Annotated in this window: 27 protein-coding genes and 1 pseudogene; 14 read left to right on the top strand and 14 right to left on the bottom strand. The window is 67.8% G+C overall.

Annotation, left to right across the window (positions count from 1 at the left end; all coding sequences use genetic code 11):
* Positions 1-172 precede the first annotated feature (172 nt).
* Together ACYVN4_RS33350 and dapA are read right to left on the bottom strand one after the other, a co-directional pair.
* The gene (locus tag ACYVN4_RS33350) at positions 173-2,263 is read right to left on the bottom strand and encodes a ribonuclease J (RefSeq protein WP_460725983.1); all 2,091 of its coding nucleotides are present in this window, start codon (positions 2,261-2,263) and stop codon (positions 173-175) included.
* A complete protein-coding gene (gene dapA, locus ACYVN4_RS33345) occupies positions 2,260-3,168 on the bottom strand; it encodes a 4-hydroxy-tetrahydrodipicolinate synthase (protein ID WP_460725981.1) in 909 nt (302 codons plus the stop codon). Before dapA ends, ACYVN4_RS33350 begins: the two co-directional genes overlap by 4 nt.
* A gap of 147 nt (positions 3,169-3,315) precedes the next feature.
* On the opposite strand from dapA, the gene ACYVN4_RS33340 reads away from it, so the two are divergent.
* The gene (locus tag ACYVN4_RS33340) at positions 3,316-3,834 is read left to right on the top strand and encodes a hypothetical protein (protein ID WP_460725979.1); all 519 of its coding nucleotides are present in this window, start codon (positions 3,316-3,318) and stop codon (positions 3,832-3,834) included.
* A 7-nt stretch (positions 3,835-3,841) separates the two neighbouring features.
* Here the strand turns inward: ACYVN4_RS33340 and ACYVN4_RS33335 are convergent, their stop codons facing one another.
* The 4 genes from ACYVN4_RS33335 to ACYVN4_RS33320 form a co-directional block, all read right to left on the bottom strand.
* Positions 3,842-4,891: a hypothetical protein gene (locus tag ACYVN4_RS33335; RefSeq protein WP_460725977.1), complete on the bottom strand. Its 1,050-nt coding sequence runs from the start codon at positions 4,889-4,891 to the stop codon at positions 3,842-3,844.
* Complete coding sequence (locus ACYVN4_RS33330; protein WP_460725975.1) at positions 4,878-6,167, bottom strand: sensor histidine kinase; 1,290 nt, start codon at positions 6,165-6,167, stop codon at positions 4,878-4,880. Before ACYVN4_RS33330 ends, ACYVN4_RS33335 begins: the two co-directional genes overlap by 14 nt.
* Positions 6,164-6,871 (bottom strand): LuxR C-terminal-related transcriptional regulator, encoded by a 708-nt coding sequence (locus ACYVN4_RS33325; protein WP_460725973.1) that lies wholly within the window; start codon positions 6,869-6,871, stop codon positions 6,164-6,166. The genes ACYVN4_RS33330 and ACYVN4_RS33325 overlap by 4 nt, the downstream gene beginning before the upstream one ends.
* An 85-nt stretch (positions 6,872-6,956) precedes the next feature.
* On the bottom strand, positions 6,957-7,409 hold the full coding sequence (locus ACYVN4_RS33320) for a flavodoxin family protein (RefSeq protein WP_460726817.1): 453 nt from the start codon (positions 7,407-7,409) through the stop codon (positions 6,957-6,959).
* A gap of 297 nt (positions 7,410-7,706) precedes the next feature.
* Here ACYVN4_RS33320 and ACYVN4_RS33315 point away from each other — a divergent pair, with 297 nt between their 5' ends.
* Positions 7,707-8,123: a hypothetical protein gene (locus ACYVN4_RS33315; RefSeq protein WP_460725971.1), complete on the top strand. Its 417-nt coding sequence runs from the start codon at positions 7,707-7,709 to the stop codon at positions 8,121-8,123.
* A gap of 65 nt (positions 8,124-8,188) precedes the next feature.
* Here ACYVN4_RS33315 and ACYVN4_RS33310 read toward each other — a convergent pair whose 3' ends face one another.
* Entirely contained in the window at positions 8,189-9,796 is a 1,608-nt protein-coding gene (locus tag ACYVN4_RS33310) for a glycosyltransferase family 39 protein (protein WP_460725969.1), read from the bottom strand.
* Positions 9,797-9,988: 192 nt separating this feature from the next.
* Between ACYVN4_RS33310 and ACYVN4_RS33305 the strand changes: the two genes are divergently transcribed.
* Entirely contained in the window at positions 9,989-10,477 is a 489-nt protein-coding gene (locus ACYVN4_RS33305) for a DnaJ family domain-containing protein (RefSeq protein ID WP_460725967.1), read from the top strand.
* Between the two features lie 5 nt (positions 10,478-10,482).
* Here the strand turns inward: ACYVN4_RS33305 and ACYVN4_RS33300 are convergent, their stop codons facing one another.
* A complete protein-coding gene (locus ACYVN4_RS33300) occupies positions 10,483-10,950 on the bottom strand; it encodes a VOC family protein (RefSeq protein WP_460725965.1) in 468 nt (155 codons plus the stop codon).
* A gap of 70 nt (positions 10,951-11,020) precedes the next feature.
* On the opposite strand from ACYVN4_RS33300, the gene ACYVN4_RS33295 reads away from it, so the two are divergent.
* Together ACYVN4_RS33295 and ACYVN4_RS33290 are read left to right on the top strand one after the other, a co-directional pair.
* A complete protein-coding gene (locus ACYVN4_RS33295; RefSeq protein ID WP_460725963.1) occupies positions 11,021-11,677 on the top strand; it encodes a TetR/AcrR family transcriptional regulator in 657 nt (218 codons plus the stop codon).
* Between the two features lie 72 nt (positions 11,678-11,749).
* On the top strand, positions 11,750-12,184 hold the full coding sequence (locus ACYVN4_RS33290) for a nuclear transport factor 2 family protein (protein WP_460725961.1): 435 nt from the start codon (positions 11,750-11,752) through the stop codon (positions 12,182-12,184).
* A 36-nt stretch (positions 12,185-12,220) separates the two neighbouring features.
* On the opposite strand, the gene ACYVN4_RS33285 is transcribed toward ACYVN4_RS33290, so the two are convergent.
* Complete coding sequence (locus ACYVN4_RS33285) at positions 12,221-12,778, bottom strand: DUF6817 domain-containing protein (RefSeq protein WP_460725959.1); 558 nt, start codon at positions 12,776-12,778, stop codon at positions 12,221-12,223.
* Positions 12,779-12,827: 49 nt separating this feature from the next.
* On the bottom strand, positions 12,828-14,267 hold the full coding sequence (locus ACYVN4_RS33280; protein ID WP_460725957.1) for a DHA2 family efflux MFS transporter permease subunit: 1,440 nt from the start codon (positions 14,265-14,267) through the stop codon (positions 12,828-12,830).
* Positions 14,268-14,353: 86 nt separating this feature from the next.
* Between ACYVN4_RS33280 and ACYVN4_RS33275 the strand changes: the two genes are divergently transcribed.
* From ACYVN4_RS33275 to puuE, 6 genes are all read left to right on the top strand, one after another.
* On the top strand, positions 14,354-14,866 hold the full coding sequence (locus ACYVN4_RS33275; protein WP_460725955.1) for a MarR family winged helix-turn-helix transcriptional regulator: 513 nt from the start codon (positions 14,354-14,356) through the stop codon (positions 14,864-14,866).
* Between the two features lie 10 nt (positions 14,867-14,876).
* Positions 14,877-15,611 (top strand): GntR family transcriptional regulator, encoded by a 735-nt coding sequence (locus ACYVN4_RS33270; RefSeq protein ID WP_460725953.1) that lies wholly within the window; start codon positions 14,877-14,879, stop codon positions 15,609-15,611.
* Positions 15,612-15,686: 75 nt separating this feature from the next.
* Positions 15,687-16,433, top strand: a complete 747-nt coding sequence (locus tag ACYVN4_RS33265; protein ID WP_460725951.1) for an aspartate/glutamate racemase family protein — start codon at positions 15,687-15,689, stop codon at positions 16,431-16,433.
* Entirely contained in the window at positions 16,430-17,644 is a 1,215-nt protein-coding gene (locus ACYVN4_RS33260) for a DUF6986 family protein (RefSeq protein WP_460725949.1), read from the top strand. The genes ACYVN4_RS33265 and ACYVN4_RS33260 overlap by 4 nt, the downstream gene beginning before the upstream one ends.
* The gene (gene alc / locus ACYVN4_RS33255; protein WP_460725947.1) at positions 17,641-18,669 is read left to right on the top strand and encodes an allantoicase; all 1,029 of its coding nucleotides are present in this window, start codon (positions 17,641-17,643) and stop codon (positions 18,667-18,669) included. The genes ACYVN4_RS33260 and alc overlap by 4 nt, the downstream gene beginning before the upstream one ends.
* The gene (gene puuE, locus ACYVN4_RS33250) at positions 18,666-19,580 is read left to right on the top strand and encodes an allantoinase PuuE (RefSeq protein ID WP_460725945.1); all 915 of its coding nucleotides are present in this window, start codon (positions 18,666-18,668) and stop codon (positions 19,578-19,580) included. Before alc ends, puuE begins: the two co-directional genes overlap by 4 nt.
* Positions 19,581-19,796: 216 nt before the next feature.
* Here puuE and ACYVN4_RS33245 read toward each other — a convergent pair whose 3' ends face one another.
* The 3 genes from ACYVN4_RS33245 to dapB are packed head-to-tail and all read right to left on the bottom strand — an operon-like array spanning position 19,797 to position 21,746.
* Positions 19,797-20,444: an SRPBCC family protein gene (locus ACYVN4_RS33245; RefSeq protein WP_460725943.1), complete on the bottom strand. Its 648-nt coding sequence runs from the start codon at positions 20,442-20,444 to the stop codon at positions 19,797-19,799.
* Positions 20,445-20,499: 55 nt separating this feature from the next.
* The gene (locus ACYVN4_RS33240) at positions 20,500-20,994 is read right to left on the bottom strand and encodes a hypothetical protein (protein WP_460725941.1); all 495 of its coding nucleotides are present in this window, start codon (positions 20,992-20,994) and stop codon (positions 20,500-20,502) included.
* Positions 20,991-21,746: a 4-hydroxy-tetrahydrodipicolinate reductase gene (gene dapB, locus ACYVN4_RS33235; RefSeq protein WP_460725939.1), complete on the bottom strand. Its 756-nt coding sequence runs from the start codon at positions 21,744-21,746 to the stop codon at positions 20,991-20,993. Before dapB ends, ACYVN4_RS33240 begins: the two co-directional genes overlap by 4 nt.
* Before the next feature lie 258 nt (positions 21,747-22,004).
* Here dapB and ACYVN4_RS33230 point away from each other — a divergent pair.
* Positions 22,005-23,000 (top strand): annotated as a pseudogene (locus ACYVN4_RS33230) (MFS transporter); the annotation flags it as partial.
* A 177-nt stretch (positions 23,001-23,177) separates the two neighbouring features.
* Here ACYVN4_RS33230 and ACYVN4_RS33225 read toward each other — a convergent pair.
* Positions 23,178-23,960 (bottom strand): hypothetical protein, encoded by a 783-nt coding sequence (locus ACYVN4_RS33225; protein WP_460725937.1) that lies wholly within the window; start codon positions 23,958-23,960, stop codon positions 23,178-23,180.
* 113 nt (positions 23,961-24,073) lie between these two features.
* Here ACYVN4_RS33225 and ACYVN4_RS33220 point away from each other — a divergent pair, with 113 nt between their 5' ends.
* Both ACYVN4_RS33220 and murJ read left to right on the top strand, forming a co-directional pair.
* A complete protein-coding gene (locus ACYVN4_RS33220; RefSeq protein ID WP_460725935.1) occupies positions 24,074-24,433 on the top strand; it encodes an ArsR/SmtB family transcription factor in 360 nt (119 codons plus the stop codon).
* A gap of 143 nt (positions 24,434-24,576) precedes the next feature.
* Positions 24,577-26,139, top strand: coding sequence for a murein biosynthesis integral membrane protein MurJ (murJ, locus tag ACYVN4_RS33215; protein ID WP_460725933.1), 1,563 nt, complete (start codon positions 24,577-24,579; stop codon positions 26,137-26,139).
* The last annotated feature ends 9 nt before the right edge of the window (positions 26,140-26,148 follow it).

The raw sequence follows: 26,148 nt of genomic DNA, 5'->3' as shown, positions 1-26,148 counted from the left end.
CATTCCGGCGCGCTTTTGGCCGGAATCCAACGCCCCTAGGTGTGGATCCCGGCCAAAAGCATGCCGGGATGACGGAGGAATGCGCGCCGGACGGCCGCAGTGCGACAAGCGAATCGCCCCGGAAGCAATTGCTTCCGGGGCGATTTTCGTTGTGCTGTCGCAGCTTTCGGCGTCAGACGCCGATGACCGTGGGAACGATCATGGGGCGGCGGCGGTAGACCTCGGCGACCCAGCGGCCGACAACGCGGCGGACCGATTGGGCGATGCGGTGGGTGTCGGTGACACCCTCCACGGCCAGGCGGTGGAGTTCGTTCTCGACGAGTTCCTGGGCGCCGGTGAGCGCTTCGGGGTCGTCGGAGAAGCCGCGGCCGGTGACCTCGGGGGTACTGACGGCCTTGCCGGTGGAGGAGTCGATGGCGACGTTGATGGAGATGAAGCCGCCCTCGCCCAGGACCAGGCGGTCCGAGAGGGTGGATTCGCCGACGTCGCCGACGGAGAGGCCGTCGACATAGACCTGGCCGACCGGGACGCGGCCGGTGATGGTGGCGATGCCGTCCACCAGATCGACCACGACGCCGTTCTCGGCCAGGATGACCCGATCCTCCGGGACGCCGGTGGCCGCCGCGAGCGCACCGTTGGCCCGCAGGTGCCGCCATTCGCCGTGCACGGGCATGGCGTTGGTGGGACGGACCGCGTTGTAGAGGTAGAGCAGCTCGCCCGCCGAAGCATGGCCGGAGACATGGACTTTCGCGTTCTGCTGGGTGACGACCGTCGCGCCGAGGCGGGCCAGGCCGTTCACGACCGCGAAGACCGCGTTCTCGTTGCCGGGGATCAGCGAGGACGCCAGCACCACGAGATCGTCGGGGCGGATATTAATCTGGCGGTGATCGCCGCGCGCCATGCGCGACAGCGCCGAGAGCGGCTCACCCTGCGAACCGGTCGAGATCAGCACCAGCTTGTGCACCGGCAGGTTCGCGGCCTGATCCAGATCGACCACCAGGCCGTCCGGGATGTCCAGGTAGCCGAGATCCTGGGCGATCTGCATATTGCGGACCATGGACCGGCCCACGAAGCACACCCGGCGGTCATAGCGCTGCGCCACATCCACCACCTGCTGAATGCGGTGCACGTGAGAAGCGAAGGAGGCCACGATGACCCGGCCCTTGGCCTTGCCGATCACATTGTCGAGCACCGGGCCGATCTCACGCTCGGGCGTGACGAAGCCGGGCACCTCGGCATTGGTGGAGTCCACCAGGAACAGGTCGACACCCTCGTCGCCCAGGCGGGAGAACCCGGCCAGGTCGGTGAGGCGGCCGTCGAGCGGCAGCTGATCGAGCTTGATGTCACCGGTGTGCAGCGCGATGCCCGCGGGCGTGCGGATCGCGACCGCGATGGCGTCCGGGATCGAGTGGTTGACCGCGAAGTACTCGCAGTCGAACGGCCCGTGCTGGGTGCGCTCGCCCTCGACGACCTCGGTCAGGTTGGGCTGCAAGCGATGTTCGCGGCACTTGGCCGCCACCAGCGCGAGGGTGAACTTCGCGCCGATGACCGGAATGTCGCGACGCAGGCGCAGCAGGAACGGGACCGCGCCGATGTGATCCTCGTGACCGTGGGTCAGGATCACCGCGGCGATATCGTCCATGCGGTTCTCGATGGGACCGAAGTCCGGCAGGATCAGGTCGACGCCGGGCTGCTGGTCCTCGGGGAACAGCACACCGCAGTCGACGATGAGCAGCTTGCCGTCGTACTCGAAAACGGTCATGTTGCGGCCGATTTCGCCGATACCGCCGAGCGCGAACACCCGCAGGCCGCCCTTGGGGGCCTTGGGCGGGGCGCTCATGGCGTGCGGATCGCGCGGGGCGGGAGCCGGTTCGCGATCACGACCGCCCGGGCGGCCACGGCCGCCGCCGCGGCGATCGCGGCCACCGCCGGAGCGGGAATCGTCACGGCGGGAGCGGGAATCGTCCTGACGCGAGCGCGGGGCCTCTTCGGCCGGTCTGGACTGCGTGGCCTTGGTGCCGTTGCGCTCCGAGGTGCCGTTGCGGCCGCGGCCGTTGCGCTCCCGAACAGGTTCGGCGGCAACGGATTCCGAGCGGGCAGCGCTCACCGGTTCCGGCTGAGCGGCGGCAGGCTGAGCGGCTGCGGGCTGGGCGGCCGGTTCCGGCTGAGCCGCGGGCTGCACCGGCACTTCCGGGGCGGGCGGCGGCGCACCGGCGGCGCGGCTGGCGGTACGGCGCGGGCGACGGGCGACTGGTTCGCTCATGCAAGCACCCCCGCAGCGCGCAGGTCCACCGCGAGCTCATCGAGTTGGTCTTGGGACGGCAGAAGTTGTGGCAAGCGTGGCTCTCCGGTTTCGATGCCCAGCAGTCGCAGCGCACCCTTGGTCATGGCGACACCACCGAGGCGGGCCATGGCCCGGTTCAGCGGGGCCATGCTGACATTGATTTCGCGAGCGCGCTGCACATCACCGGCGCGGTAGGCGTCGAGGAGGGCACGCAGGCGATCCGGCACGAGATGGCCGATGACACTGATGAATCCGGTCGCGCCGATCGACAACCACGGCAGGTTGAGCACATCGTCGCCGGAGTAGAAGGCCAGCCCGGTCTCCGCGATCAACTCCGCGCCCGCGCCCAGATCGCCCTTGGCGTCCTTGACCGCGACGATGTTCGGGTGCTCGGCCAGCCGGCGAATGGTGTCGGTGGCAATCGGCACCACCGACCGCGGCGGAATGTCGTAGAGGGTGACCGGCAGATCGGTCGCGTCCGCGATCGCGGTGAAATGCGCGAGCAGACCGTCCTGGTTGGGACGCGAGTAGTACGGGGTCACGACCAGCAGGCCGTGCGCGCCCGCGCGCTGCGCGTTGCGGGAGAGTTCGATGCTGTGCGCGGTGTCGTAGGTTCCGGTGCCCGCGATGACGGTGGCACGGTCACCGACGGCGTCCACGACGGCGCGCAGCAGGTCGAACTTCTCGGACTCGGTGGTGGTCGGCGACTCACCGGTGGTCCCGGAAATGGCGAGGAGATCGACGCCTCCGTCGATCAGGCGGGCGGCCAGCGCGACACCGGCATCGACGTCGAGCTTGCCTTCGGCGGTAAAGGGGGTCACCATCGCGACACCTACTGTGCCGGACGCGTGCAGCTCGATTCGCGTCGATTCACCGTTCGTCATAGTCAGAAAGGCTACAGCGTCGCTGGAACGGGATTTGCACCGTTATACCCGAACCGTGCCGGGTCCGATGGCGATTCGCGTCAAGCGCCCGATTCAGGCGTCAAAAGTTTCCTTGAATGGTGTCAGATATGACGCCACACTGGTGTCATGGATCTCAACAAATACACCGCCCAGCTGCGCGAGAACCTGATTGCCGCGGCCGCATTGGGTGATGAGAAAACCCAGTCCACTGCCGCCGCGCTGGCGGCCGCGACCGAGAATTCGGCGCGGCTGGTGTTGCTGGCGGCCCTGTCCGATCTCGCGGCAGAGGTCAGCGCCACCCTCCCGGATCGGACCGTGCACGTGTCCGTGGACGGCACCGACGCGCATGTCGACGTCCGCAAGGGCGTGCGTGAAGAGGAACACCCCACGTTCGAGGAGATGACCGGTGACATCAGCCGGGTGACGCTGCGCCTGGTCGAGCAGATGAAGTCGCGGGCCGAGGAGGCTGCGGCGCAGAGTGGGCAGTCGCTCAACTCGTGGCTGTCGACGACTGTCCAGTCCGCGCTGCGTGACCAGATGTGGAAGGGCGGGCCGGGGCGTTATGAGCACAAGGCTCGGTATGAGGACAAAGCCCGGTATGAGGACAAGGCCCGCCCCGACGAGAAGCCGGACGACAAGCAGTAGACCGGTATCAATCGGTCATGGTGGTGACTTGACCGTCCGTGTCGATCTCGGTGCGCCGGTCCTGATCGGGTGCCGTGGCCAGCACGGTGGCCAGCACGTGACGGCCCAGCGGTAGCACGCGGACGGTGATGCGACCGGAATTCGTCGCATCGAGTTCCTTTGTGGCGGCATCGATCACACGCTTGCGAACCCATTCGGGGACACCCGCGAAACCGCCGTCATCGAGCAGGATCACCTCGACGCCACGACCTCGGGCTCCGCGCGCGGCGCCGCTGAGTTCATCGGTCACCAGTTGCGGGGCACGCAGGCCGTCGCGAAGTTCGGCCTCCAACAGGCGGCACTCTTCACGTTCGGCGGCGCTGAGTTCCACGCCATCGGCGATGCGTTCCAGGATCGGGCGCGCCACCCGGTCGAGGCGGGCCAGCTGACGGGAGCGTTCGCTGTCGGCGGCGGCCATGGTCGCCTCGGCGGCCGCACGCATCATGGCGTCCTCGCGCAAGATGCGCAGGGAACGCTGCATCGGGCGCATGACGGCGGTGAACACCGAGATCGCGGTGACCGTGCCGACCGGCATGAGCGAGCCGACCAAGGTGCCGGGCTGCAGGTGCCCGCCGATCAGGCCGAGCGATACCAGCACGGCCGCGACCGCGATGACACCGATCCAGGCGGTGCGAATCCGGCCGCGCAGCACCAGGACCGCGAGGACATAGGACGAGGCGAAGGCCGACCACACTGTCTCGTGCACGAGATCGTGTTCGGGGGTGATGACGGTCAGCGTGGTCGCGACGGGCGGGGCGATGGCCGCGTACAGGGCCACCGGAATCGGGAGCGGATCCACCGGGATCGCGGTGACCAGGGCGCCGGCACTGAGCATCAGCACCATGCTCGCCGCGGCCGCCCACGGTGGGGACTGACCGAAATTGCGCACCATGTACAGCGCGATCACGGCTTCCAGGATCAGCAGGAACAGCCAGGCGGCGCTGCCGCGCAGGCCGAGCAGATCACGCAGGCCGAAGCGGGGATCCAGGTCGAGACCGGCGTTGTCAGCGGGAACCATCGCCACCCCATACCAAGGTCACGGTGGTGCCCTCGCCCGGCTGAGTTTCCACGAACGCGGAACCGCCCGCCAGCTGGCGCATGCGGCCCAGGATGCTCATGGAGATGCCGAGGCGGTCGGCGGAGACGGCGGCCAGGTCGAAACCGGCGCCATCATCGCTGAAGACGATGCGGATGCTGCCCGCGCTGACCGTGGCGGTCACCGTGCGGCGCACCTCACGGCCCGGAACGGCGGCGTGCCGCAGGCTGTTTCGCACGGCCTCGGTGAGGGCGGCCGCAATGGTGCTGGCCGAATGCACGGGCATGCGCAGGTCGTCGTAGCCGGGCCAGGTGCGGGTGGCGAAACGCACAGCGGGATTGACCTCCTGGACCGCGGCGCGCAGGAACAGCACGGCCGAGCGGGCATCCAGCAGATCCGGATCTCGTTGCTCACCATGGCATTCGTCGAGTTGCTCGATGGTGCGTTCGGCTTGGCGTTGCAGCACATCGGATTGGGTGCCGGCGCGGGACGCTTCCAGCAATGTAGAGAGCACAGCGTCGTGGATGAGCGCGGCGAAACGCGCGCGTTCGCGGTCGCGGGCCAGGGCAGCGGCCTGGGCGGCAGCGCGGCGGCTCGCGATCGCGGACTCGCGGTCGACGCGCGCGGCAGCGCCGGTGAGGGCGACGCCACACCAGACGAACAGCGCGGACAGGCCGACGGCGCGCAGGAAGTTCTCTGCCACATGCTGAGTCGTGAACGCGGGCACCGTGTACAAGGTCGCGGCGGCCGCCGAGGTGGCGGAGACCAGCAGGTAGATGACCGTCAGACGGGTCTGCCAGGCCAGGACCGCGGCGGTCACCGCCAGCGGCGTCACCCGGTAGGGCCACACCGTGGTGGCGTCGATCGCGTGCAGGTGCAGCCCGAACGGGATCGAGGCCAGTGCGCCGAGGAAACTGACCGCGGCGCAACCGGATACGAAGCGGATGGCGCGCGGACCCGAGACGGCGGCGACCACACCGATCACCGGGTACCAGCCGAAGGCCAGCAGCACCGCGGTCACCGTCCACCACATGGGCCCGTAACTGCCCTGTTCGGCGACCTCCGGGAGTTCGACGCCGCCGACGATCACGCCCGCGATGCCGATCGAGATGCCGAGCCGCCGCATGATGCGGTCGTAGGCGGCGGTGCCCGGGTCCTCCTTCATGGTGATCCCGCGGCGCAGGCGCTGCAGGAACGCCGCCGGGGAGGGCATCGACCGGACCGCGGCCGTCGAATCCAGGGTGCCCGAGGCGGTCATGCCCGCGGATTCCGTTCGGGGACAGGCAGCCACCCGTCCTCGACGGCCCGCTTGTACAGGTCGGTCTTGGTGGGGGCCGGGCGTCCGGCGTCGGCGTACTTCTGCCGGATGCGGCCCAGATAGTCGTTGACGGTCTGTTCGGACAGGCCGGTCATGCGCGCCACGCGCGACGCCTTCTCACCCGAGGCGTACAGCTGCAGCACCTGCTGCTGGCGCGGGCTCAGGCCGACATCCTGCAGTTGCGGGTCGCCGTCGATGGCGGCCGCCCAGTCGGTGGTCACCACCTGTTCGCCCTGTGCGGCGCGGCGCACCGCGGCGACCACGGTCGCGGCATCCTCCGATTTACGGACCACGCCGAGCACGCCCTCGCGGGCGGCGGCGCGCACCAGGAAAGCATTGTCGGCGCCGGTGAACACCAGTACCTCGATCCCCCGCGCCCGCAGCGCCCGCACGTTCTCCTCCGGCTGCGAACCGTCGGCCAGCCGCAGATCCAGCACCACCAGATCCAGTTTCGGCCCCGCCGCGAGCAATTCGGCGACTGTTCCCGCCGTGATCACCAATTCCAGATCGGCCTGCGGCGCCAACATGGCCGCCAGTCCGATCGCTACCGACTCATGGTCCTCGACCAGCCCAATCCGGCGTATCCCCGACTCTTGCGCCATCACGGCGGCCGTCACCTCTTCCCACACTCCACAAACGGACATTCAGCGAATGTCCTCCCGAGTATGACGGTCCCACCACCCGATGTGTCAGCCACCAGAATTCGGGGGACCTCGAAGAACGCTCCACTCAGCCCATCAACTGAGCCGCCACCGTAGCCCCCAACTCCCAACACCGCTCGACATCCTTCTTCTCCGGCTTCCCCGAAACGATCACCGCCGCCGCCACCTTCTCCCACCCAAGCCCGGTCGCAGCACCCTCCACACTCCGCTCCGCCCCCTCGGTCCCCTGATTCCCATGAATGTAAAGCCCATACGGCCGCCCCTTGGTCGAGTCCAAGCACGGGTAATAAAAGGTGTCGAACGCATGCTTGAGCGCCCCACTCATATAACCGAGATTCGCCGGAGTCCCCAGCAGGTACCCGTCAGCGGCAAGCACGTCGGTTGCCGTGACAGCCAACGCCGCCCTCCGAACCACCTCCACTCCCTCGATCTCCGGGTCGGTGGCTCCTGCCACCACAGCCTCGAACATCTCCTGCATGAACGGCGACGGCGTGTGATGAATGATCAACAGGCTCGGCATCACCCGAGCGTATCGCGCACCGACCACCCCCACCACGAGGCACACCGACCCGAACCCATCCACTCCGAACCGAAACCCCAAGTCCAACAGCATGATCGGCGCGCTCGTCAGTGCTCGCGGCCGAGCGAGTAGGAGACCTTGTCGGAGGTGTGCCTAGGGTGGGTCGGTGTGAGCGGTCATGAGGTGCCCAGGCAGCGGTTTCTGGTTTGTCATGACTATGGGATGGGTGGGTTGTGGTGGGTTGTTCGGGCTCGGTCGGCTCGGGAGATTGTGGAGACGTTTGCCGAGACAACAGTGGTGGATGATCCGCAGTTGTTGGCCGAGCGTGCGCAGCGGGGGTTGCGGGAGGTTGATATCGATGATCGGTCCGAGGCTGCGCTGAACAGGTTGCGGGCGGAGCGGGATGCGCAGCGTCTGCGGCCGGGGTTCGGGGTGATGGCGGATCGTGCACTGCTGCATACCAAACGGCGATGGGATGGTGAGGGCGGTGTGCCCGCCGCCGACTACCTCACCGAGATCACCGATGGATATCGCACCAGGCAGGTCGAGATCCGGGACACCGGCGAAGCAGTACGCACCGACCTCGAAGACTTCCCGCTCAATCCCCCGATCGACCTCTGGGACCCCGACCTAGCGGCCCAGGAAATCACCCCCCACGAGTTCGAAACAGCCTGGAACAGTGCGATTCCCGCTCCCGATGACTGGTACCTCTGAAAGGGTCGGGAGTACTCAGTGCGGGGAATCGGACGAAATTCCGCAGTGAGTACTCCCGACCTTGGTCAGATGCCGCTGGGGAAGGTGAGGGTCTGCAGGCTGGGCCAGACGTCCGCCCAAGGGTGTTTGGGGTTGTGGCAGACGTAGACGGTGATTAGGCGTTGTAGGCCGGGGAGGCCGTTGGGGTCGTTGAGTTTTTGGATGGTGGTGGTGGATTCGAATTGGGAGAGGAATTCCTTGTCGCCTACGCCGTCTACGGAGAGGTAGACGATGGTTTTGGCGGAGTCCGGGGGTGGGCCGAAGTAGCCCCAGCCTCGGTTGGGGCTGTAGACGGGGGGCAGGTTGTATTGGTGGCCGAATTCTTCGAGGGCGCTGGCTTGGACGTAGGCGGCAGCGACTACGGCGGTGTTGGGGCGCTCGGATTCGGGGAGGGCTTGGACTGCGTCGTTGACGGCGGCGGTGAAGGTGGCGTAGCCGTCGGGGCCGTACCAGGATTCACGCATCCAGTACTGGGCCTGGTTGGTGATGGGCGACGAGATCGTGGTCAGGCTCTTGGGGAGCGGGATCCAGCTGCGGGACAACGGGACCGAGGTCATCCACACGGCGAACAGGGCCGCCGAGAGTACGGCCGCGGCGGTGATCCAGCGGCGGACCAGGCGCTTACCCTCGACCGTGCCGAGGGCGAACGCGCCCGCGCCGAGCAGGGCGGGCCAGAAGCCTGCGACGTAGTAGGAGCGGCCGTTCTCGACCAGCACCACGGCGACCAACAGCAGGCCCGCGACGAACGCGAAACGGTAGGGGCGCAGGGCTTCCAGGCGGACCATGCCCCACAGGCCGAATAGGCTGAGGATGCCGCCGATGAGCCCGCATTGGATGGCGATCTCGACGGCGCAGATCAGTGGGCCGGTGTTGGCGGCGTGCTGTTCCTGCGAAATGATCTCGGTCATCTGGGATTCCACCCAGCCGTGCTGCGTCTGCCACACGATCCCGGGGATCATGGCGGCCACCATGATCAGGGTGCCGATGTACAGGGCCGGTCGTCGCAGTACCTCGCGCGGGCCCGCCACCAGCACGCCGATGCCGAGCATCGCCCACACGCCGGGCACCATCCACTTGGCTTGGAAGGCGACGGCGGCCGCGACACCGGCGGCGATCAGCAGCCAGTCCTGGCGGGTACGCACCCAGCGGATCAGCAGGTAGACGATCAACGCCTGCAACGGGATGTCGAAGGTGAGCGTGATCAGCTGTATCTGGTCGAAAGCCAGTGGTGAGACGGCGTAGGCGAGGGCGGCCAGGATCTGATAGCGCGCCCCCGCGCCGAGCTCACGGGCGGTGGCGGCCGAAAGGATCGCCGCGGCGGCCATCAGGGCGAGCGCGGGAATGCGCAGCGCCAGTACCGAACCGGGCGCGATGACGTCCATCAGGTGCGCGACGAACGGCGCGAGCGGACCTTGATCGGGGTACGCCCAGGCCAATCGCCGTCCGGCCGCCACGAAGTACAGCTCGTCGCCGAAGTAGTTGATGCGCGCGGCCGCGATTCCCATGATGGCGGCGAATCCGAACGAGACGGCCAGCACTCCCCGCCAGGCGAACGGTATGTGCCCGGTGACCGGCCGCTGTTCCCTTACCGGCGCAACGACGTCCGGCGGCAGGACCGCGTCGGTAGTTGACATTGTGTCCCCTCCCAAGGAACGAGAAGACGCCCGGCAGCGCCGGAGGTCGGCGGTGCCGGGCGTCGATCAGGACAGCAGACTATCCGGTCTGACGCGCGGCGTCTTCACATTCATTTCCGGGGCTTGCCCGGGCGGTCACGATGGGCTGTGATGTAGGCCCGGCAATTCAACGACAGCCTGTAGTATTGGGTCATGACCGAGCGCAAACCGCCCGGAATCTCCTTCGAATCGTGGATCGACAAGCAGGTGCGCGAGGCCACCGAGCGCGGCGAATTCGAGAATCTGAAGGGCGCGGGCCAACCCATCCCAGCCGGTGCAGCCGACGAGAACTGGTGGCTGCGAAACTATTTGCAACGCGAGGGCGCGAGCGCCGACGGCCTGCTGCCGGAATCGATCATCCTGCGCCGGGAGCGCGAACGAATCTACGAGACAGTCCGAGATCTGCTGTCCGAGAGGGAAGTTCGCACTGTCGTCAGCGCCCTCAACGATCGCATCGTCGAGTACCTGCGCATGCCGAGCGGCCCGCATGTCCCGATCGGGCCACTGAAGACCGATGAGGTGGTCGCCACCTGGCGAGCCGAACGTGAGGCGACCCGAGCCGCACGCCGACCGGCGGCAGCTGCCCCGGCTGAGCCGCAGCCGACCGAACAGCGTTGGTGGCAGCGATTTTTCGGGCGCTGATCGACTCAGGCCCGCTCGCGGCTGCGCTCGTCGGCGGTTTCGCGCGCGTTGTCGACGACGAGCGCTGCGTCGCCGAGTTCGGTGTGGGATTCGACGGTATAGAAGCGGACTTCATGCCCGTCGGGGTCGTGCAGCAGGGGCAGGATCCAGCCGATGGTGGCGAAATGAACTCCGGCATGGGATTCGCCGAGCCCGGTCAGGTGTTCGGCGAGCGCCTCGATCGCCGGGCGATCCGGGACGCCGATCGAGAAGTAATCGAATCCGGCTGCAGCAGCAGCCCTTTCAGGGTCGAGCCGGAGGCCGAGCATGGGCCCTCCGGCCGGGTGATGCAGGGCGACACCCCTCAGGACGCCCTGCTCGGCGAATTCGACCCCGACCTCGTAGCCGAGCCGGGTGCGGTACCAGTCGATCGAGCGCGCGAGATCGGAAACGGGAAGTTTGAGGTGATGCACCCCGGCGAGAGTGGGGATCATTGCTGGTATCCTCTGCAGTACAGATGTAATAGTGCAGCATCACTGTAGTGATGCAGTAAGGATGCAGCGAATGAGCCGCGATGTCAAGAAGACATCTCCCCTCTGGGATGCCCGCAAGGCCGAAACCGAGCGGAAGATCCTCGACGCGGCCACCCGCCTGTTCATTACCGACGGTTACGCCGCCACCTCCCTGGCCGCCGTGGCCGACGCCGCCGAGGTCGGCTCCCGCACCGTCTACCTGCGCTTCGGCTCGAAGGCCGAACTCCTCAAACGAGCGATCGACGTCGCGATCGTCGGCGACACCGACGACATCGACCTGGCCCACCGCGACTGGTCGCAGCGCGCCGTCACTGCCCCCACCCTGCACGAACGCATCGCCGTATATGCCAGCGGCGCAAGCGCTCTCATGCACCGCGCGGGCCCCTTGATCGCCGCCGCTGCCGCCGCCGAGGCCAGCGAGCCCGTCATCGCCGAGGCAGGCCGGGTAGGCCGCGCGGCCACCCAGCAACACATCGCGGATATCTGGCGAAAGATGCATGCCGACGGCCTCCTGCACCCCGAAGCCGACCTCGACTGGATCATCACCGTCGTCGGCCCCCTGGGTCAGGTCGACTCCTACAACCTCATGACCCGAACCCTGGGTTTCGACACGGCCGCCTACGAACAATGGCTGCGCGACACTTGGCTCCGCCTGGCGACCAGCCCCTCGATCCTCCGCGAACAATGACTCGAATCAGGGCTTGAAACTGACGTAACGTCAGGTTCTAGCGTGGGTGGCGAACCCGAGAAAGGGGAAGCCATGCAGATCACCCAGGTATTCGACCGATACTTCCGCGCACTCGACGAAAAGCACTTCGACCACAAACATTTCGGGGAAATCTTCACCGAGGACGGCCGCATCATCCGCCCGAACGGCACGACCGTAGCCGGACCGGCGCAGATCGCCGACAGCCACGCCCACAGCTTCGCCCGATTCGAGGCCACCCAGCATCTCCCCACCGGCCACGACGCCACCATCGACGGCGAAACCGCCACCGTGCGAGCCAATCTCGTGGCCATTCACCTCTGGAAGGACAGCCCCGCCGACGCGGGCTTCCTCGAGAAGTCCTTCAACGCAGGCGGAGTCGTCACCGCGAAACTGCGGCACACCCAGGGCAACTGGCGGATCACCGAGATCGCGCTCCGGATCGTTTGGCGCGCAGGCCACTTCGGGACCATGGCGGAAACCCGGTAGCCATGACGAAAGCAGCGTCCCGCACAGGAACAAGCTTCAGGGTGCCAGTTGCAGCTGGCACGCGGACCACGCGGCGGGGGTCAAATGGGGACGGACACGAGTGAACAGGTCGTAGAGCGGCTTGCCGATCTCGGCGGCCAGTTGCGGGTTGTGGGCGAGGACATCGAGCTCGTTGGCGACCGTCAATTCCAGAAAGGCATTGAAATCGGCGGTGGTGGGCTCGAATTCGGTGCCGGTGAAGCGGTCGCGGAAAACGGTTGGGGTGGCGTCGATGTGGGGGTAGACGGCCTTGCGATCGCAGGCGGCGTAGAGGTAGATGAGAGATTCGGTGCGCTCCCCCACCAGCGCGACAACCGTTGCCCGGTCCGATAGTTCGACCAGCCAGCGGTCGAATCCGTCCGTGCCGTAGACGGCATGGGCCAGGCCCGCCAGTTGAAGATCGGCGTCGTGCCCCCAGGCGGCCAGGGTGTCGGCTACCCGGTTGAGGTGGGCCAGCAGGGTGCCGCCGGGGTGGGCGATGGTGTCCGCGCCGCGATCCCGCAGGAACCGCTCGACGCGGGTCCTGCGGGATGCGAGGGGGTTGGGATCGTTCACTTTTCCAGTGTCGCGCGCGGATGTCGTTCGGCGGCAGTTCCGTTGGCCACTATGCCTGGCGCTGGTGGTTGCGGAGCACCATCGAGGCGGCCGAGGCGCAGAGGGACAGGACGGCCAACGCACCGAAGGCGATGTGGTAGCCGGTGACCAGTGCCCAGCCGGATGCTGTTGCACGGGACAGGATCACGGCGATGATTGCCACGCCGATGGCACCGCCGACGCGCTGCATGATGTTGACCAGGGCGGTCGCGTCGGGCAGTTGGTCGTGGCGGACGGAGCCGTAGGCGGCCGACACCAGGGGCATGGCGCCCACGGCGGTGGCCAATCCGGCTGCGAACAGCAGCAACTGGATCAGGATGCCGTTGGCATCGACCGGCAGGAAGGCCAGCGGGAGGACCGCGGCGGCGATCAGGAAGTTGCCGATCACCGCGACCCGGCCGCCGCCGAAGCGGTCGGTGAGCCGTCCGCCCAGCGGCAGCATGATGACGCCGCCGAGGCCGAAGCTGAGCAGGTCGACGCCGGTGCGGATGAGTCCGGTGCCGTGCAGGACCTGGAAGTACAAGGGCAGCAACACCATCACGCCGAACATGGCGCCACCGGCGAAGGATCCGGCGGTGGTGGCCGCACGGAAGGCGCGGTTACCGAAGAGCCGGATGTCCAGCAGCGGCCGGGTGGCACGCAGGGCGCGGGCGGCGAACGCACCCAGCCCGGCCAGGCCGAGCACCACGGGCAGCCACACCGACAGCGAGGTCGCCGAACCGGTCGTGCCGACCTCGGACAGCCCGTACACCACGGCCGACACGCCGCCGCCTGCGAGGATCACGCTGATCACGTCCAGTCGCTGCACCTCGGTACCGGCGGTGCGCGGCAGGTACCGCAGACCCAGCGCCAGCCCGATGAGCCCGAGCGGAATGTTGATCAGGAACAGCCATTCCCAGCTCCAGTTGGCCAGCATGAGCCCGCCGATGGTCGGCCCGATGGCGGGCGCGCCGACCACCGCGATGCCGACCACACCCATGACGCGGCCCATGCGCTGCGGCCCGGCCGCCTGCCCGAGGATGGTCTGACCTGCGGGAATCATGAGTCCGGCGGATAGCCCCTGCAGGATGCGCAGCACGATCAGCCAACCCGCGGTGGGCGCGAGGGCGCACAGCCCCGAGGTGATGGTGAACGCGACGAGCGCTCCCATCCAGAGCCGGGTCACGCCGACCCGGCGGGCCAGCCACCCACACACGGTGAGCGAAACCCCCAGCGCGAGCAGGTATCCGCTGGCGACCCACTGGATGGTCGACAGCGAAGCGCCGAGGTCGGCGCCGATGGTGTGCAGCCCGATATTGACCAGCGAGGTGTCCAGCATGCCCATGACCGCGCCGAACACCACCACCGCGGCGGTGCGCCAGACATGCGCGGGGATCTTGTCGGAATCGGCGGGTGGCGCGACGGCCACTCCGGTGCCGGATGTCGTGGCGTCCGAACGCATTTGCGTCATCGGACCTCTCCTTCAATCGTTGATGAGCGACTCAATTGCAGACAGTATCAATGATTGAGCAACTCAACAATAGATATAATCAGCGGGTGACCGACGAACCTCCCGCCGCGGGCGTCTTCCACCCCGCCGGCCTGCTGCAATACCCCACCTACACGCTGGGCAAGCTGCACAAGGCCATGCACTCCAAACTGGAAACCCCCCTGCGCGAGCACTGGGTGCTGACCTATCTGTCCGAACGCGCCGAGGTCTCCCAGCAGGAGATGGCAAATGCCATGGAGATCGACCGCAGCGAAGTCGTGCGGCTCATCGACAGCCTGGAGAAGGCGGGACTGGTCACCCGCACCCGCGACCCCGAGGACCGCCGGAAATACCGTCTGACTATCACCGCCGCGGGCGACCGGCTGCGCACCGAGACCGACGCGAAGATCCTCGAAGCCACCGATGTGCTGCTGCACCGCCTCACCCCGGCGGAACGTGAAACGCTGCATCGCCTTTCACTCAAGGCCCTCGGCTACGACCCCGACGAGATCCGACCCACACCCCGCCGCGCGAGCGGCCCCGACCGGTACGGCGTACGCAGCGACTCGGCGACGGGCTAGGGTTGAGGCCGTGCCTTCTCGCCCGCGTCTACCTCGTCTGCCCCAGCTCAACCCGCCCCTGGATGCCCGCCGCGGCTACTCCCAGCAGGAGATTCTCGGCGAATTGCGCCGGTTGATCCTGGAGGGCAACCTGCCACCGGGTACCGGTATGCCCCTGGGCGAGCTGGCGCGCATGTTCACGGTGAGCGCGATCCCGGTGCGCGAGTCGCTGCAGACCTTGATCGGCGAGGGCCTGGTCGAGCATCGCCCCAACTTCGGCTACCAGGTGACCATGCTCACCTCCGAGGAGCTGCGCGAGCTCTACGTGGTGCGCGAGCGCCTGGAGTCGGTGGCGATGGCGGCGGCCGTGCACAACGCGACCGAGACCGATCATCAGCTGGCCCGCGACATCCACGCCCGCCTCGAGCAGGCGGTGCTGACCGAGGACGCGATCGCCTATCACCGCGAGACCCGCAACTTCCATCTCGCCCTGGTGCGCCCGTCGGGGATGCCGCGCGTGGTGCACATGCTCGAATACGCTTGGAACATCACCGAACCCGTGCAGCCGATGGTGCACGTGTCGACCATGGACCGCGTGGTGCTGCACGCCGACCACAGCAAGCAGCTGCAGGCCTTCCTCGCGAGGGATGCTGAAGGTTTGCTGGCGGCCAGCGAGGGTCATCACACACGGCTGAACAGTGTTCTGGAACACCTGCCCCAGGACACCGGTTTGTTCGCCGAACCCGCAGGTGAAGAAGATATATAACCCCTGAGCCAGGGCCGTTCGAACATATACGGTTCCAGCAACCCCGAAGCTGCATCTGTTCGATAGCGTGGACCCATGCGGATCCGGGTTATCAATCCCAACACCACCGCCGCGATGACGGCTCTCATCGGGGAGAGCGCGCGCTCGGTCGCCGCGCCCGGCACGGTGATCGAGGCCGTCAACCCGGAGATGGGTCCGGCCTCCATCGAGAGCCACTACGACGAGGCGCTGTCGGTGCCCGGCCTGCTGGCCGAGATCGCCAAGGGCGAGGCCGAGGGCGTCGACGGCTACGTCATCGCCTGCTTCGGCGATCCCGGCCTGGACGCGGCGCGTGAGCTGGCGCGCGGTCCGGTGATCGGCATCGCCGAGGCGGCCATGCAGTCGGCGAGTCATCTGGGCCGCAGCTTCAGCGTGGTGACCACGCTCGCCCGCACCGCGGGCCGGGCCTGGGAACTCGCGGAACGCTATGGCATGGAACGCTTCTGCGCCCAGGTGCACGCCTGCGAGATCCCGGTGCTGGAACTGGAGGATCCCAAGGCGCGCAAGGTGATTGCCGACGCCTGCCGCGACGCCGTGGCCGCCGACAACTCCGACGCCGTCGTGCTCGGCTGCGCGGGGATGGCGGATCTGTGTGAATTCCTGACCGAGGAGGTCGGGGTACCCGTGGTGGACGGCGTCGCCGCCGCCACACTGACCGTGCAATCGCTGGTCACCATGAAGTTGCGAAAGTCCGGCCGCGGGGAATTCGCGGCCCCACTACCGAAAACGTACGTGGGATTGCTTGCCGATTTCGGCATCGAGGAAAGGGAGGCGCAGGCGTGACGCTGCCACCGGAGACATTGAGCGGGATCGAATCCCGTTTGCAGGCTGTCGATTCGGAGCTGCTGCGGCTCTACCCGGGTGATCGCCCGGGGCAGCCGATTCACACCGCATACGTATCCGGCGCGGACGCCTCCGTCGACACTCCCCGCGAATGGGGTTCCGCCGCACTGGAACTCGCCGAGAGCCAGCGGGATCTGCTGGTCGCCCTGGCCGGTGAAGACGTGGTGGCCCGCACCATCGAGACCCTGCGTGAGCGCCCGATCCAGGATCTGCGCTTCGACTTCGAGGACGGCTACGGCACCCGCGGCGACGAGATCGAGGACGCCGCCGCCCTCAATGCCGGTGCGGTGCTGAAAGCCCTTCCGGCCGAGGTGCGTTCGCGCGGCATCCGCACCAAGGGCCTGACCACCCTGGAGTGGGCGCGCGCCATCCGCACCCTGGAGAAGGTTCTGGAAGGCGCGGGCGGTGTGCCCGAGGGCTTCGTGTTCACCGTGCCGAAGATTCGCCACGTCGAGCAGGCCGACCTCACCGTGCAGGTGTGCGAGGCGATCGAGCAGGCGCACGGGCTGCCCGCCGGGTCGCTGAAGTTCGAGCTGCAGATCGAGTCCCCGCAGGCCATCATCGCCGCCGACGGCTCCTCCCCGGTGTCGCAGCTGATCCAGCGCTCCAACGGGCGCGCCACCGGATTGCACTACGGCACTTACGATTACAGCGCCGCGCTCGGTATCGCCCCGAAGTTCCAGTCGCTGGAGCACCCGGTCGCCGATCACGCCAAGGCCGTCATGCAGGCCGCCGCGGCCACCACCGGCGTGTGGGTGTGCGACGGCTCCACCCAGGTGCTGCCCATCGGCACCGACGAGGAGGTGCGCGCGGCGGTGTCGCGGCACTTCCGCCTGGTCACCCGCTCGCTCGAGCGCGGCTACTACCAGGGTTGGGACATGGGCGCCGGCCACCTGGTCACCCGATGGCTGGCCACCTTCGCCTTCTTCCGCGATGGTCTCGGCGTCGCCGCCCCGCGTATCGGCCGCTACCTGGATCGCCAGGGCGGCGCGGTGATGGACGAGCCCGCCACCGCGCAGGCGCTGGCCACCGTGGTGCTGCGCGGATTGGAATGCGGCGCATTCGATCCCGCCGATGTCACCGCCATCGCCCCCAAAGCCTCTGTCGACGTACTGCATCAACTGCGAGAAAGGAAGATTCCGGCGCTATGAGCGACGACTTCACGCTGCTTCCGGACCTGGCCGTGCGCACCCTGGGTGGCGCCGTGCTGTGGGCCAACGACGAGTCCTTCGCCGAGCGCGAGAACCTCATCCGCCCGCAGGCGGCCACCTACTCCCCCGCCACCTTCGGCCACAAGGGCCAGGTGTACGACGGCTGGGAGACCCGCCGTCGCCGCGGTGACAACGGTGATCACCCCGCCGGGGACGACTGCGATTCGGCCATCATCCGTCTGGGCGTGCCCGGCGTGATCAAGGGCGTGGTCGTGGACACCGCGTGGTTCAAGGGCAACTACCCGCCCGAGATCACCGTGGAAGCCATTGCGGTGGAAGGCCATCCGTCGACCGAGGAGCTGGTCGCCGCCGAGGGCTGGACCACCATCGTCGAGCGCGCCAAGGTCGCGGGCGACTCCAAGAACCCGTTCGCGGTGGACTCGGCCAAGCGCTGGACCCACGTGCGCCTGCGCATGTTCCCGGACGGCGGCATCGCTCGCCTGCGCGTGCACGGCGTCGCCAAGCCGGATCTCGCGTGGCTGGAGTCGGGCCCGTTCGACCTGGCCGCGATCGAGAACGGCGGCCTGGTCGCCGACTGCTCGAACATCTTCTTCTCGCACCCGCAGAACATCCTGATGCCGGGCCGCGCGGCCAGCATGGGTGACGGCTGGGAGACCGCGCGCGGTCGCGACAAGTCCGTCAACGACTGGGTGCTGGTGCAGCTGGCCGCCGAGGGCGTCATCACCGCCGCGGAGATCGACACCTCGTACTTCCTGTTCAACGCCCCGGGCGCGGGCGCGCTGACCGGTATTCGCGCCGACGGCTCCGAGGTGGAACTGCTGCCGCGTACCCGGCTGCAGCCCGACACCCGGCACCGCTTCCTGATCGACGCCGCCGAGGCGGTCGTGCGGGTGCGCTTCGACGCCTTCCCCGATGGCGGCATGGCGCGGCTGCGACTGTTCGGCACCCTGACCGATGAAGCCCGCGCGCAGCTGCGTGCCGAGCTGGAGAATGAACTGGCATGACCGATGTGAACTACCCGCGGGACATGGTTGGGTACGGCCCCAACCCGCCGCATCCCCACTGGCCCGGCGATGCGAACATCGCCGTCAACTTCGTGCTGAATTACGAAGAGGGTGGCGAGAACACCCCGCTCGACGGCGATCCGGCCTCCGAGACGTTCCTGACCCCGGACATCGTTCCGGCCGTGGCCTTCCAGAACCGCCACATGAGCGTGGAGACCATGTACGAGTACGGCTCCCGGGCCGGGCTCTGGCGGATCCTGCGGATGTTCGAGCAGCGCGACATCCCGCTCACCATCTTCGGTGTGGCGCGGGCGCTCGAGCGCAATCCGGAGGCCGTGGCGGCGTTCAAGCGCCTGGGCTACGACATCTGCTCGCACGGTCTGCGCTGGTTCATCTACCAGGAGGTGGACAAGGAGACCGAGCGCGCGCACATGGAAGAGGCCGTGCGCATCATCACCAAGCTGTTCGGTGAGGCGCCGAAGGGCTGGTACACCGGCAAGGATTCGCCCAACACCCGCGACCTGGTCGTGGAGCACGGCGGATTCGTGTACGACTCCGACTCCTACGCCGACGATCTCCCCTACTGGGTGAAGGTCGGCGACAAGGATCAGCTGGTGCTGCCGTACACGCTCGAGACCAACGACATGCGCTTCGCCTCTGCCGCCGGTTTCGCCAACGGCGAGGAGTTCTTCTCCTACCTCAAGGACGCCTTCGACGTGCTCTACGCCGAGGGCGCCGCGGGCGCGCCGAAGATGCTGTCGATCGGCCTCCACTGCCGCATCATCGGCAAGCCGGCCCGCGCGAAGTCGCTGGAACGTTTCATCGACTACGTGCAGTCGCACGACAAGGTCTGGCTGGCCCGGCGCATCGACATCGCCGAGCACTGGCGCACGGTTCACCCCGCGCCCTGACACCGAAAACCCCTGCGGCCCGGATGATTCGCGCGGAATCCCCGGGCCCGGTGGAAAATGCCGGTACGGCCCGCTGAGCACACCGCTTCTCACCGGCGCCCGCCCGTCACGGGTGGCCGGACTCCTCGGAGTGCGAGCCGCGGCCGACCGGCACACGAATGTGGCCCGGAACCATCAGGTTCCGGGCCACATTCGTCCGTGCTGGAGGTAATCGATTCAGAGCGTGCCGTTTTCGATATCGGCCTTGACCGCATGTTGTGAAGCCATGTGCGCGGCAACACCGTTGGTGGTCGTGAAGTCGATGAGCGCCGCGTCCGCGACGAACTGCAGGTGCTCGTTGACGGTGGTGGTGCCGTCACCGTTGTCGATGAAGGTGATCAGCTGGTGGGTGGTGACGTTCGGGACGTCCCAGCTGTCGGAGGTGTAGTAGTGCTCGTCCGGATGCAGCCGCTGCTCGGCCTGGGTGTGGCCGGGGAAGGTGACCGGGCCCATCGGAATGTCTTCCAGCGCGGTGAAATCCCGGATCTCCACGCCGTCCTCGTTGCAGGTGCGGTGCATGATCACGTCCTTGAGGAACGAGTGCCGCCCGATGCCCTTGCTGACATCGGAGTACACGTCCCACACCTTGTCCAGCGGCGCGTCGATGGTGATCGGCAGATCCACCTCGGTCACCGCGCGCCCGTCGTCCGGATTCTGCTGTTCGGCTTCGAAGATCGCCCAGCTGGCCTGCCACTCCAGCTTGTACCCGTTGTCGTACTCCACACACGAGGGCGCCTCGTCCGCCCGCGCCACACCCGATCCCGCCGCGGGCGACCCCATCGCCGCGCAGGCCACCGCGAGCGCATAACCCACCATGAACTTCACCGGCCGGACTTTACTCCGGCTAAAGGCTACCGGCAGGTTTCGCGCGAAACCCGGGCTATCGTTTGCCGGAGCGTTCCGCGCGCTCCAATTCGACTGCGCGCTTCATCATTTCGCGCGCCCGGCTGCGGTCGCCCGCGTAGTCGTAGGCGCGGGCGGCACGGTAATTGCTGCGCCAGTTCTCCGGGTCCGCCTCGAACTCCTGCTTCACCTGCTCGAAAAGCGTGTCGGCGGCGTCCTTCTCGATGCGGCCCGACGCGCGGCGCGGCAGCGCGGAGACATCCAGTTCGCCGCCCTCGTCGTGCATGCGGCGGGCCAGGTGCTGATGGGCGAAGGCGGCGCGCACGCTGGTCGCGACCGTCCAAACACCCAGCAGCGGCAGGATGAGCACGCCGACGCCGAGCAGGATCGCGGCCACTTTGCCGGAGGTGATCAGGTCGATCGCGATCCGGCCCAGCAGCACGAAATAGAACCCGAGGATCAGCACCAGGGCGGCGATGAAGCCGACCCGCTTGTAGACCTCGCGAGTGTTGTTGTCGGCGGGGGCGCTCACAGGTCGAGGAGCGGGTCGATGCCCACGGTCAGGCCCGGGCGCAGCGGCGTCTTGCGCACACCCAGCAGCACACCCGGCACGAACGAAGTCCGGTCCAGGGAATCGTGGCGGATGGTGAGGGTCTCGCCCTGCGTACCGAGGACGACTTCCTGGTGCGCGACCAGGCCCGCGAGCCGGATCGAGTGCACGCGCACCCCGTCCACGTCCGCGCCGCGCGCACCCTCCAACTCCTGGCTGGTGGCGTCCGGGCTGCGGCCCACGCCCGCCTTCTCTCGGGCCGCGGCGATCAGGCCGGCGGTGCGGAAGGCGGTGCCCGAGGGCGCATCGGCCTTGTTCGGGTGATGCAGTTCGATGACCTCGACCGAGTCGAAGAAGCGGGCGGCCTGCTCGGCGAACCGCATGCTCAGCACCGCGCCGATGGCGAAGTTCGGGGCGATCAGCACACCGACCTCGGGCTTGGCGGCCAGCCACCCCTTCACCTGCTCGAGCCGACCGGCGTCGAAGCCGGTGGTGCCGACCACGGCGTGAATCCCGTTCTCCACCAGGAACTTCAGGTTCGGCATCACCACATCGGGATGGGTGAAGTCGACAACCACCTCGGTCCCCGCGGCAGTGAACGCCTCCAGCGAGTCGTCCTTGTCGACCTGCGCCACCAACTCCAGATCCGCAGCCGCCTCGACACCGGCACAGATGGCCTGCCCGACCTTGCCGCGCGCCCCGAGCACACCCACCCGGATCCGGTTCGTGGTCACCTGGTCTCCTTCATTACGCCCACTATGGAATGGCCCCAGCCTAGTGGGCGGCGTCCGCGCCCCCGCCCGCAGCCCGCGCCCGCCCGCACCGACAGCACCCGAGAAATCAAGATCAGGGAGTTGTCAGTGTGGAGATTTGTCCGATTCTCCGCAGTGAGTACTCCCCGACCTTGTGACGTATGTCGGTTGTTCGGGGGGCGGGGGCGGCATAGCGTCGCGGGGGTACGGGGATAACCGACGCTATGACGCGAAACCCACGTGATCGACGTGGGAGGGGATTCGGTGGACGGGCGGGTTTATCTGCTGGCGGTGGGGGTGTTTCTGGCGGGGGTCGCCGAGAACATCTGTGCCGGAATACTTCCCGAGATTGCGGGTGGGCTGGGGGTTTCGATCGCGGCGGCGGGGCAGTTGACGACTGTGTTCTCGGCGGTGTTCGCGATCGTCGCGCTCGGGGCGGCGGCGTTGGTCGGGCGGGTCGAGCGGCGAGTGATGTTGTTGACATCACTCGGGGTCTTCGCGGTGGCCGATCTGGCGGCGGCAGCCAGTCCCGGGTACGGGAGTCTGATGGTCGCGCGGGTGGTGATGGCTGGGAGTTGCGCCACGCTGGTACTGGTTGCGAGCCGGTTCGCGGCGGAGTTGGCGACGCCCGAGCAGCGGGGGCGGGCGATCGGGATCGTGTTCATGGGGATCAGTGGGTCGCTGGTCCTCGGGGTACCGATCGGGATGCGGATCGCCGAATGGGGCGGATGGCGGGCGGTGTTCGTCGCGATCGCGGTGCCGGTGGTGCCGCTCATGTGGTGGCTCGGTAGGCGGTTGCCGCGGCTGAATCCCCCGGCGGTGCGCGAACATCGGTCCTATCGAATGGTTTTCACCGATCGGCGGCTGGTGGCGGCGCAATTGGTGTCCGTCATGATGATCGGCGGGCACTTCACGTTGTTCGCTTATCTGACGCCCTATTTGAACGCCGTCCTGCGCCCGAATCCCACCGCATTGCAGGGGCTCTATGTCGCCTTCGGCGTCGCCGGAGTGACCGGGGCTTGGCTGGGTGGATTGTTGTCGGATCGGCTCGGTACGGCCCGCGCCCTGTGCGTCTGCCCGGCGATATTCCTGTGCGCCATGGCATTACTGCCCGCCGCCGGGACCGCGCCGGTCTGGTTCGTTCCGGCGATGATGCTGTGGGGTGCGATCAGCTGGTCGATCTCGCCGATCGTGCAGAACTATCTGATCCACGCCGCGCCGCCGCTCGCGGATACCGCCGTCGGCATCAATGTGTCGGCCATGCACGTCGGCGTCGCGGTGGGCTCGGGGCTGGGTGGCATCCTCGTCGACCGCGATGCGCTGCGCGTGACGCCGTGGGCCGGGTGCGTTCTGGTCGCCATTGCCCTTGGCTGCGCGGTGGTTTCGGTGCGGACCGCGCGCCGCAGTGTCGGGTCAGATGACGCCGGCGGCGATCAGGATGCCGATGATCAGGAGCACGGCCGCGGTGATCAGGTTGGCGCTCTTGTCGATCCACGCGCCCCGCAGTTGGTAGCCCGCGACGGTGCCGAGCAGGGTCAGGCCGACGATCGTGCCGAGGGTGACCAGGGAGAAGGCCACCAGGCTGCCGATCGCGGCGGTCACGCCGACCGCGCTGGCAGCCAGGAATACCGGGAGGATCGTCAGGTCCGGTGACGCCGCGGCACCGAAGGGCACCGCGAAGGCGAGCAAGCGGGTGACCCGATTGCGGCTGTGCCCGTGCGGGTCCGGTGAGTCACCGGCGAGATCCAGGGTGTCGATACTGCGGCGGCGGCCGTGGTCGTGCCCGTGCGAATGACCGTGGCCGTGATCATGCCCATGGCTGTGGCCGTGGTCATGGTCGTGCTCGTGGCCGTGGCCGTGATCATGATCGTGACTGTGCCCATGTCCGCGGCCGAGTAGTTCCAGCACCACGAATACGACACCGGTCGCGATCAGCAGTCCCCCGACGATCAACCCCTCGTTGCGCTCGACCGTCGAACGGAACTGCAGGCCGACGCCGATCACGATCGCCCCCAGGATCAGCGAGAACGCGACATGCGCGAATCCGGCGAGGGTCGACAGCCGTAGTACCCGGCGCAGCGGATAGCGCTGGGCGCGGGCGATGACCGCGAGCGGCACCCAGTGGTCGGGCAGCACGGCGTGCCCGAAGCCGACGCCGGCTCCGGCTGCGATCAGAGCGGGAGCGGTCAGGCTCATGACGACCTCCTGGGCGAACGGCGGGAACCCCGGAACCATAGCAGAACACATGAAGACGTCTTCATATATATGCTCAACGGTACGCCCCGCCGCCACCGGTAGGCTCCGAAACCATGGGACACGGAGTCGAGGACCGCGACCGCCCCGCGGCACGTCTGGACGCGGATGCCGCGGCGCATATCGCGAATACCCTTCAGGCCCTCGCCACTCCGAGCCGGCTGCTGATCCTCACCGAACTGCGGCAGGGCGCGTTACCGGTCACCGAGCTCGCCGAAGCGGTCGGCATGGAACAGTCCGCGGTCTCCCATCAGCTACGCCTGCTGCGCAATCTCGGCCTGGTCACCGGCACCCGCACCGGCCGCAGCATCGTCTACAGCCTCTACGACTCGCACGTGGCCCAGCTCCTCGACGAGGCCGTCTACCACATCGAACACCTCAGACTGGGCATCCCCGACCACCCCGAAACCGACTGACCGTGAACGACTACGGGAGCTTCGCAACCCAGCCGTTGCCGATTCAGACGCAGCCGTTACCGATTCGACAGGGCCGCACCGCGACAGCGCCCGGAGGACCGAAACCCCCTGCCGGAGGCGGCCGTTCCGACACCGATGGACTGGTGCGGGCCGGACGTGCGGTCGCCATCGCCGGGGTGGTGAGCCGGGTGACCGGGTTCGCGCGCACCCTCGTGGTGGCGGCGGTGCTGGGGACCGCGGCGGTCGGGGACGCCTACAACGGCGTGAACAATCTGCCCAACATGATCTACGAGCTGCTGCTGGGCGGTGTGCTGGCCAGTGCGGTGGTGCCGGTGCTGATGCGGGCACGGCGGCACGGGCGCAAGCACTCTCGCGAATTCACGCAGCGCGTCATGGTCGGCGCGGTGCTCGCGCTGGCGGTGATCACCGTACTGACCGTGATCTGCGCGCCGCTGATCGTGCGGTTCTTCGTCGCCGATGCCGGACAGCGCCACCTCGCCACCGGATTGGCGTATCTGCTGCTGCCACAGATCTTCTTCTACGGCGTGGCCGTCATGGTGGGTGCGGTGCTCAATGTCCGCGACAGCTTCGCGACCGCGGCGTGGGCGCCCGTGGTCAACAATGTGATCGTGCTGGCCACCTGCGGGGTGTTCGCACTGCTGCCGGGGCCGGTGACCCTGACGCCCGGCTCCATGACCACCGCCCAGGTACTCACCCTCGGGATCGGCACCACCGCCGGGATCGTCGGCCAGGCCGCGTGGGTGGTGGCGGCGTTGCGGCACAGCGGGTTCCGGTGGAGCTGGCGGGCACGACCGCTGCCGTACACGCTGCGCCCGGTCCGGGTGGGCGTGCCGATCGTGGGCTGGCTGCTGGCGTACGCGGCGATCAGCCAGGTCAGCGTCGCCATCACCATGCGGGTCGCGTTCGACCACGACGGGGTCACCATCAACAACAACGCCGAGCTGCTGTTCCAGGTCCCCTACGGCATTCTGGCCGTCTCGGTGCTGACGGTGCTCATGCCGCGCATCTCCCGCGCGGCAGCTGCCCATGACCATCGCGCGGTGCTCGCCGATCTGTCGCGGGGCGCCCGGTACCTGTTCACGGCCCTCATTCCGATCAGCATGGCCATGAGCCTGCTCGGTCCGACCTTCGCCACCCTGGTGTTCACCGGTCGTGTCGAACCGCAGGCGGCCCGCCTGATCGGGATCGCGATCGCCTGCTCGGCCTTCGGGCTGGCCCCGTTCGCGCTGGTGATGCTGCAGATGCGAGTGTTCTACGCCTACCGCGACACTCGCACCCCGACGCTCATCAATCTGGTCATGGTCGCCACCAAGGTCACCGTCGTGGCCGTGACCGCGGTGGTGTGCACCGGCCCGATGGTTGTCGTGATGCTCGGTGTCGCAAGCTCGTTCGCGTATGGCACCGGGGCCGTGACCGGACATCTGCTGCTGCGCCGCCGCCACGGCCTACTGGGATTCACCGTCGTCGCGGCGAGCGCGCAGCGCGTCGTGTGGGCCACCGTGCTGGCCGGGGCCACCACCCTGACCAGCGTCTTCCTCACCACCACGACGATCGGTACCCCGGCGGTCGCGCAGATCGCCACCCTCGCCGCCGGATTCGCGTCCGGCACCGTGGTTTTCCTGCTGGCCGCCAAGGCGATCGGCATCCCGGAATTGCGCGTGGCCCGCGCCCTGCTGACTTACTAGCGAAACGAT

This window comes from Nocardia heshunensis (assembly GCF_054782115.1).
This window is presented reverse-complemented; position numbering and strand designations above follow the sequence as displayed.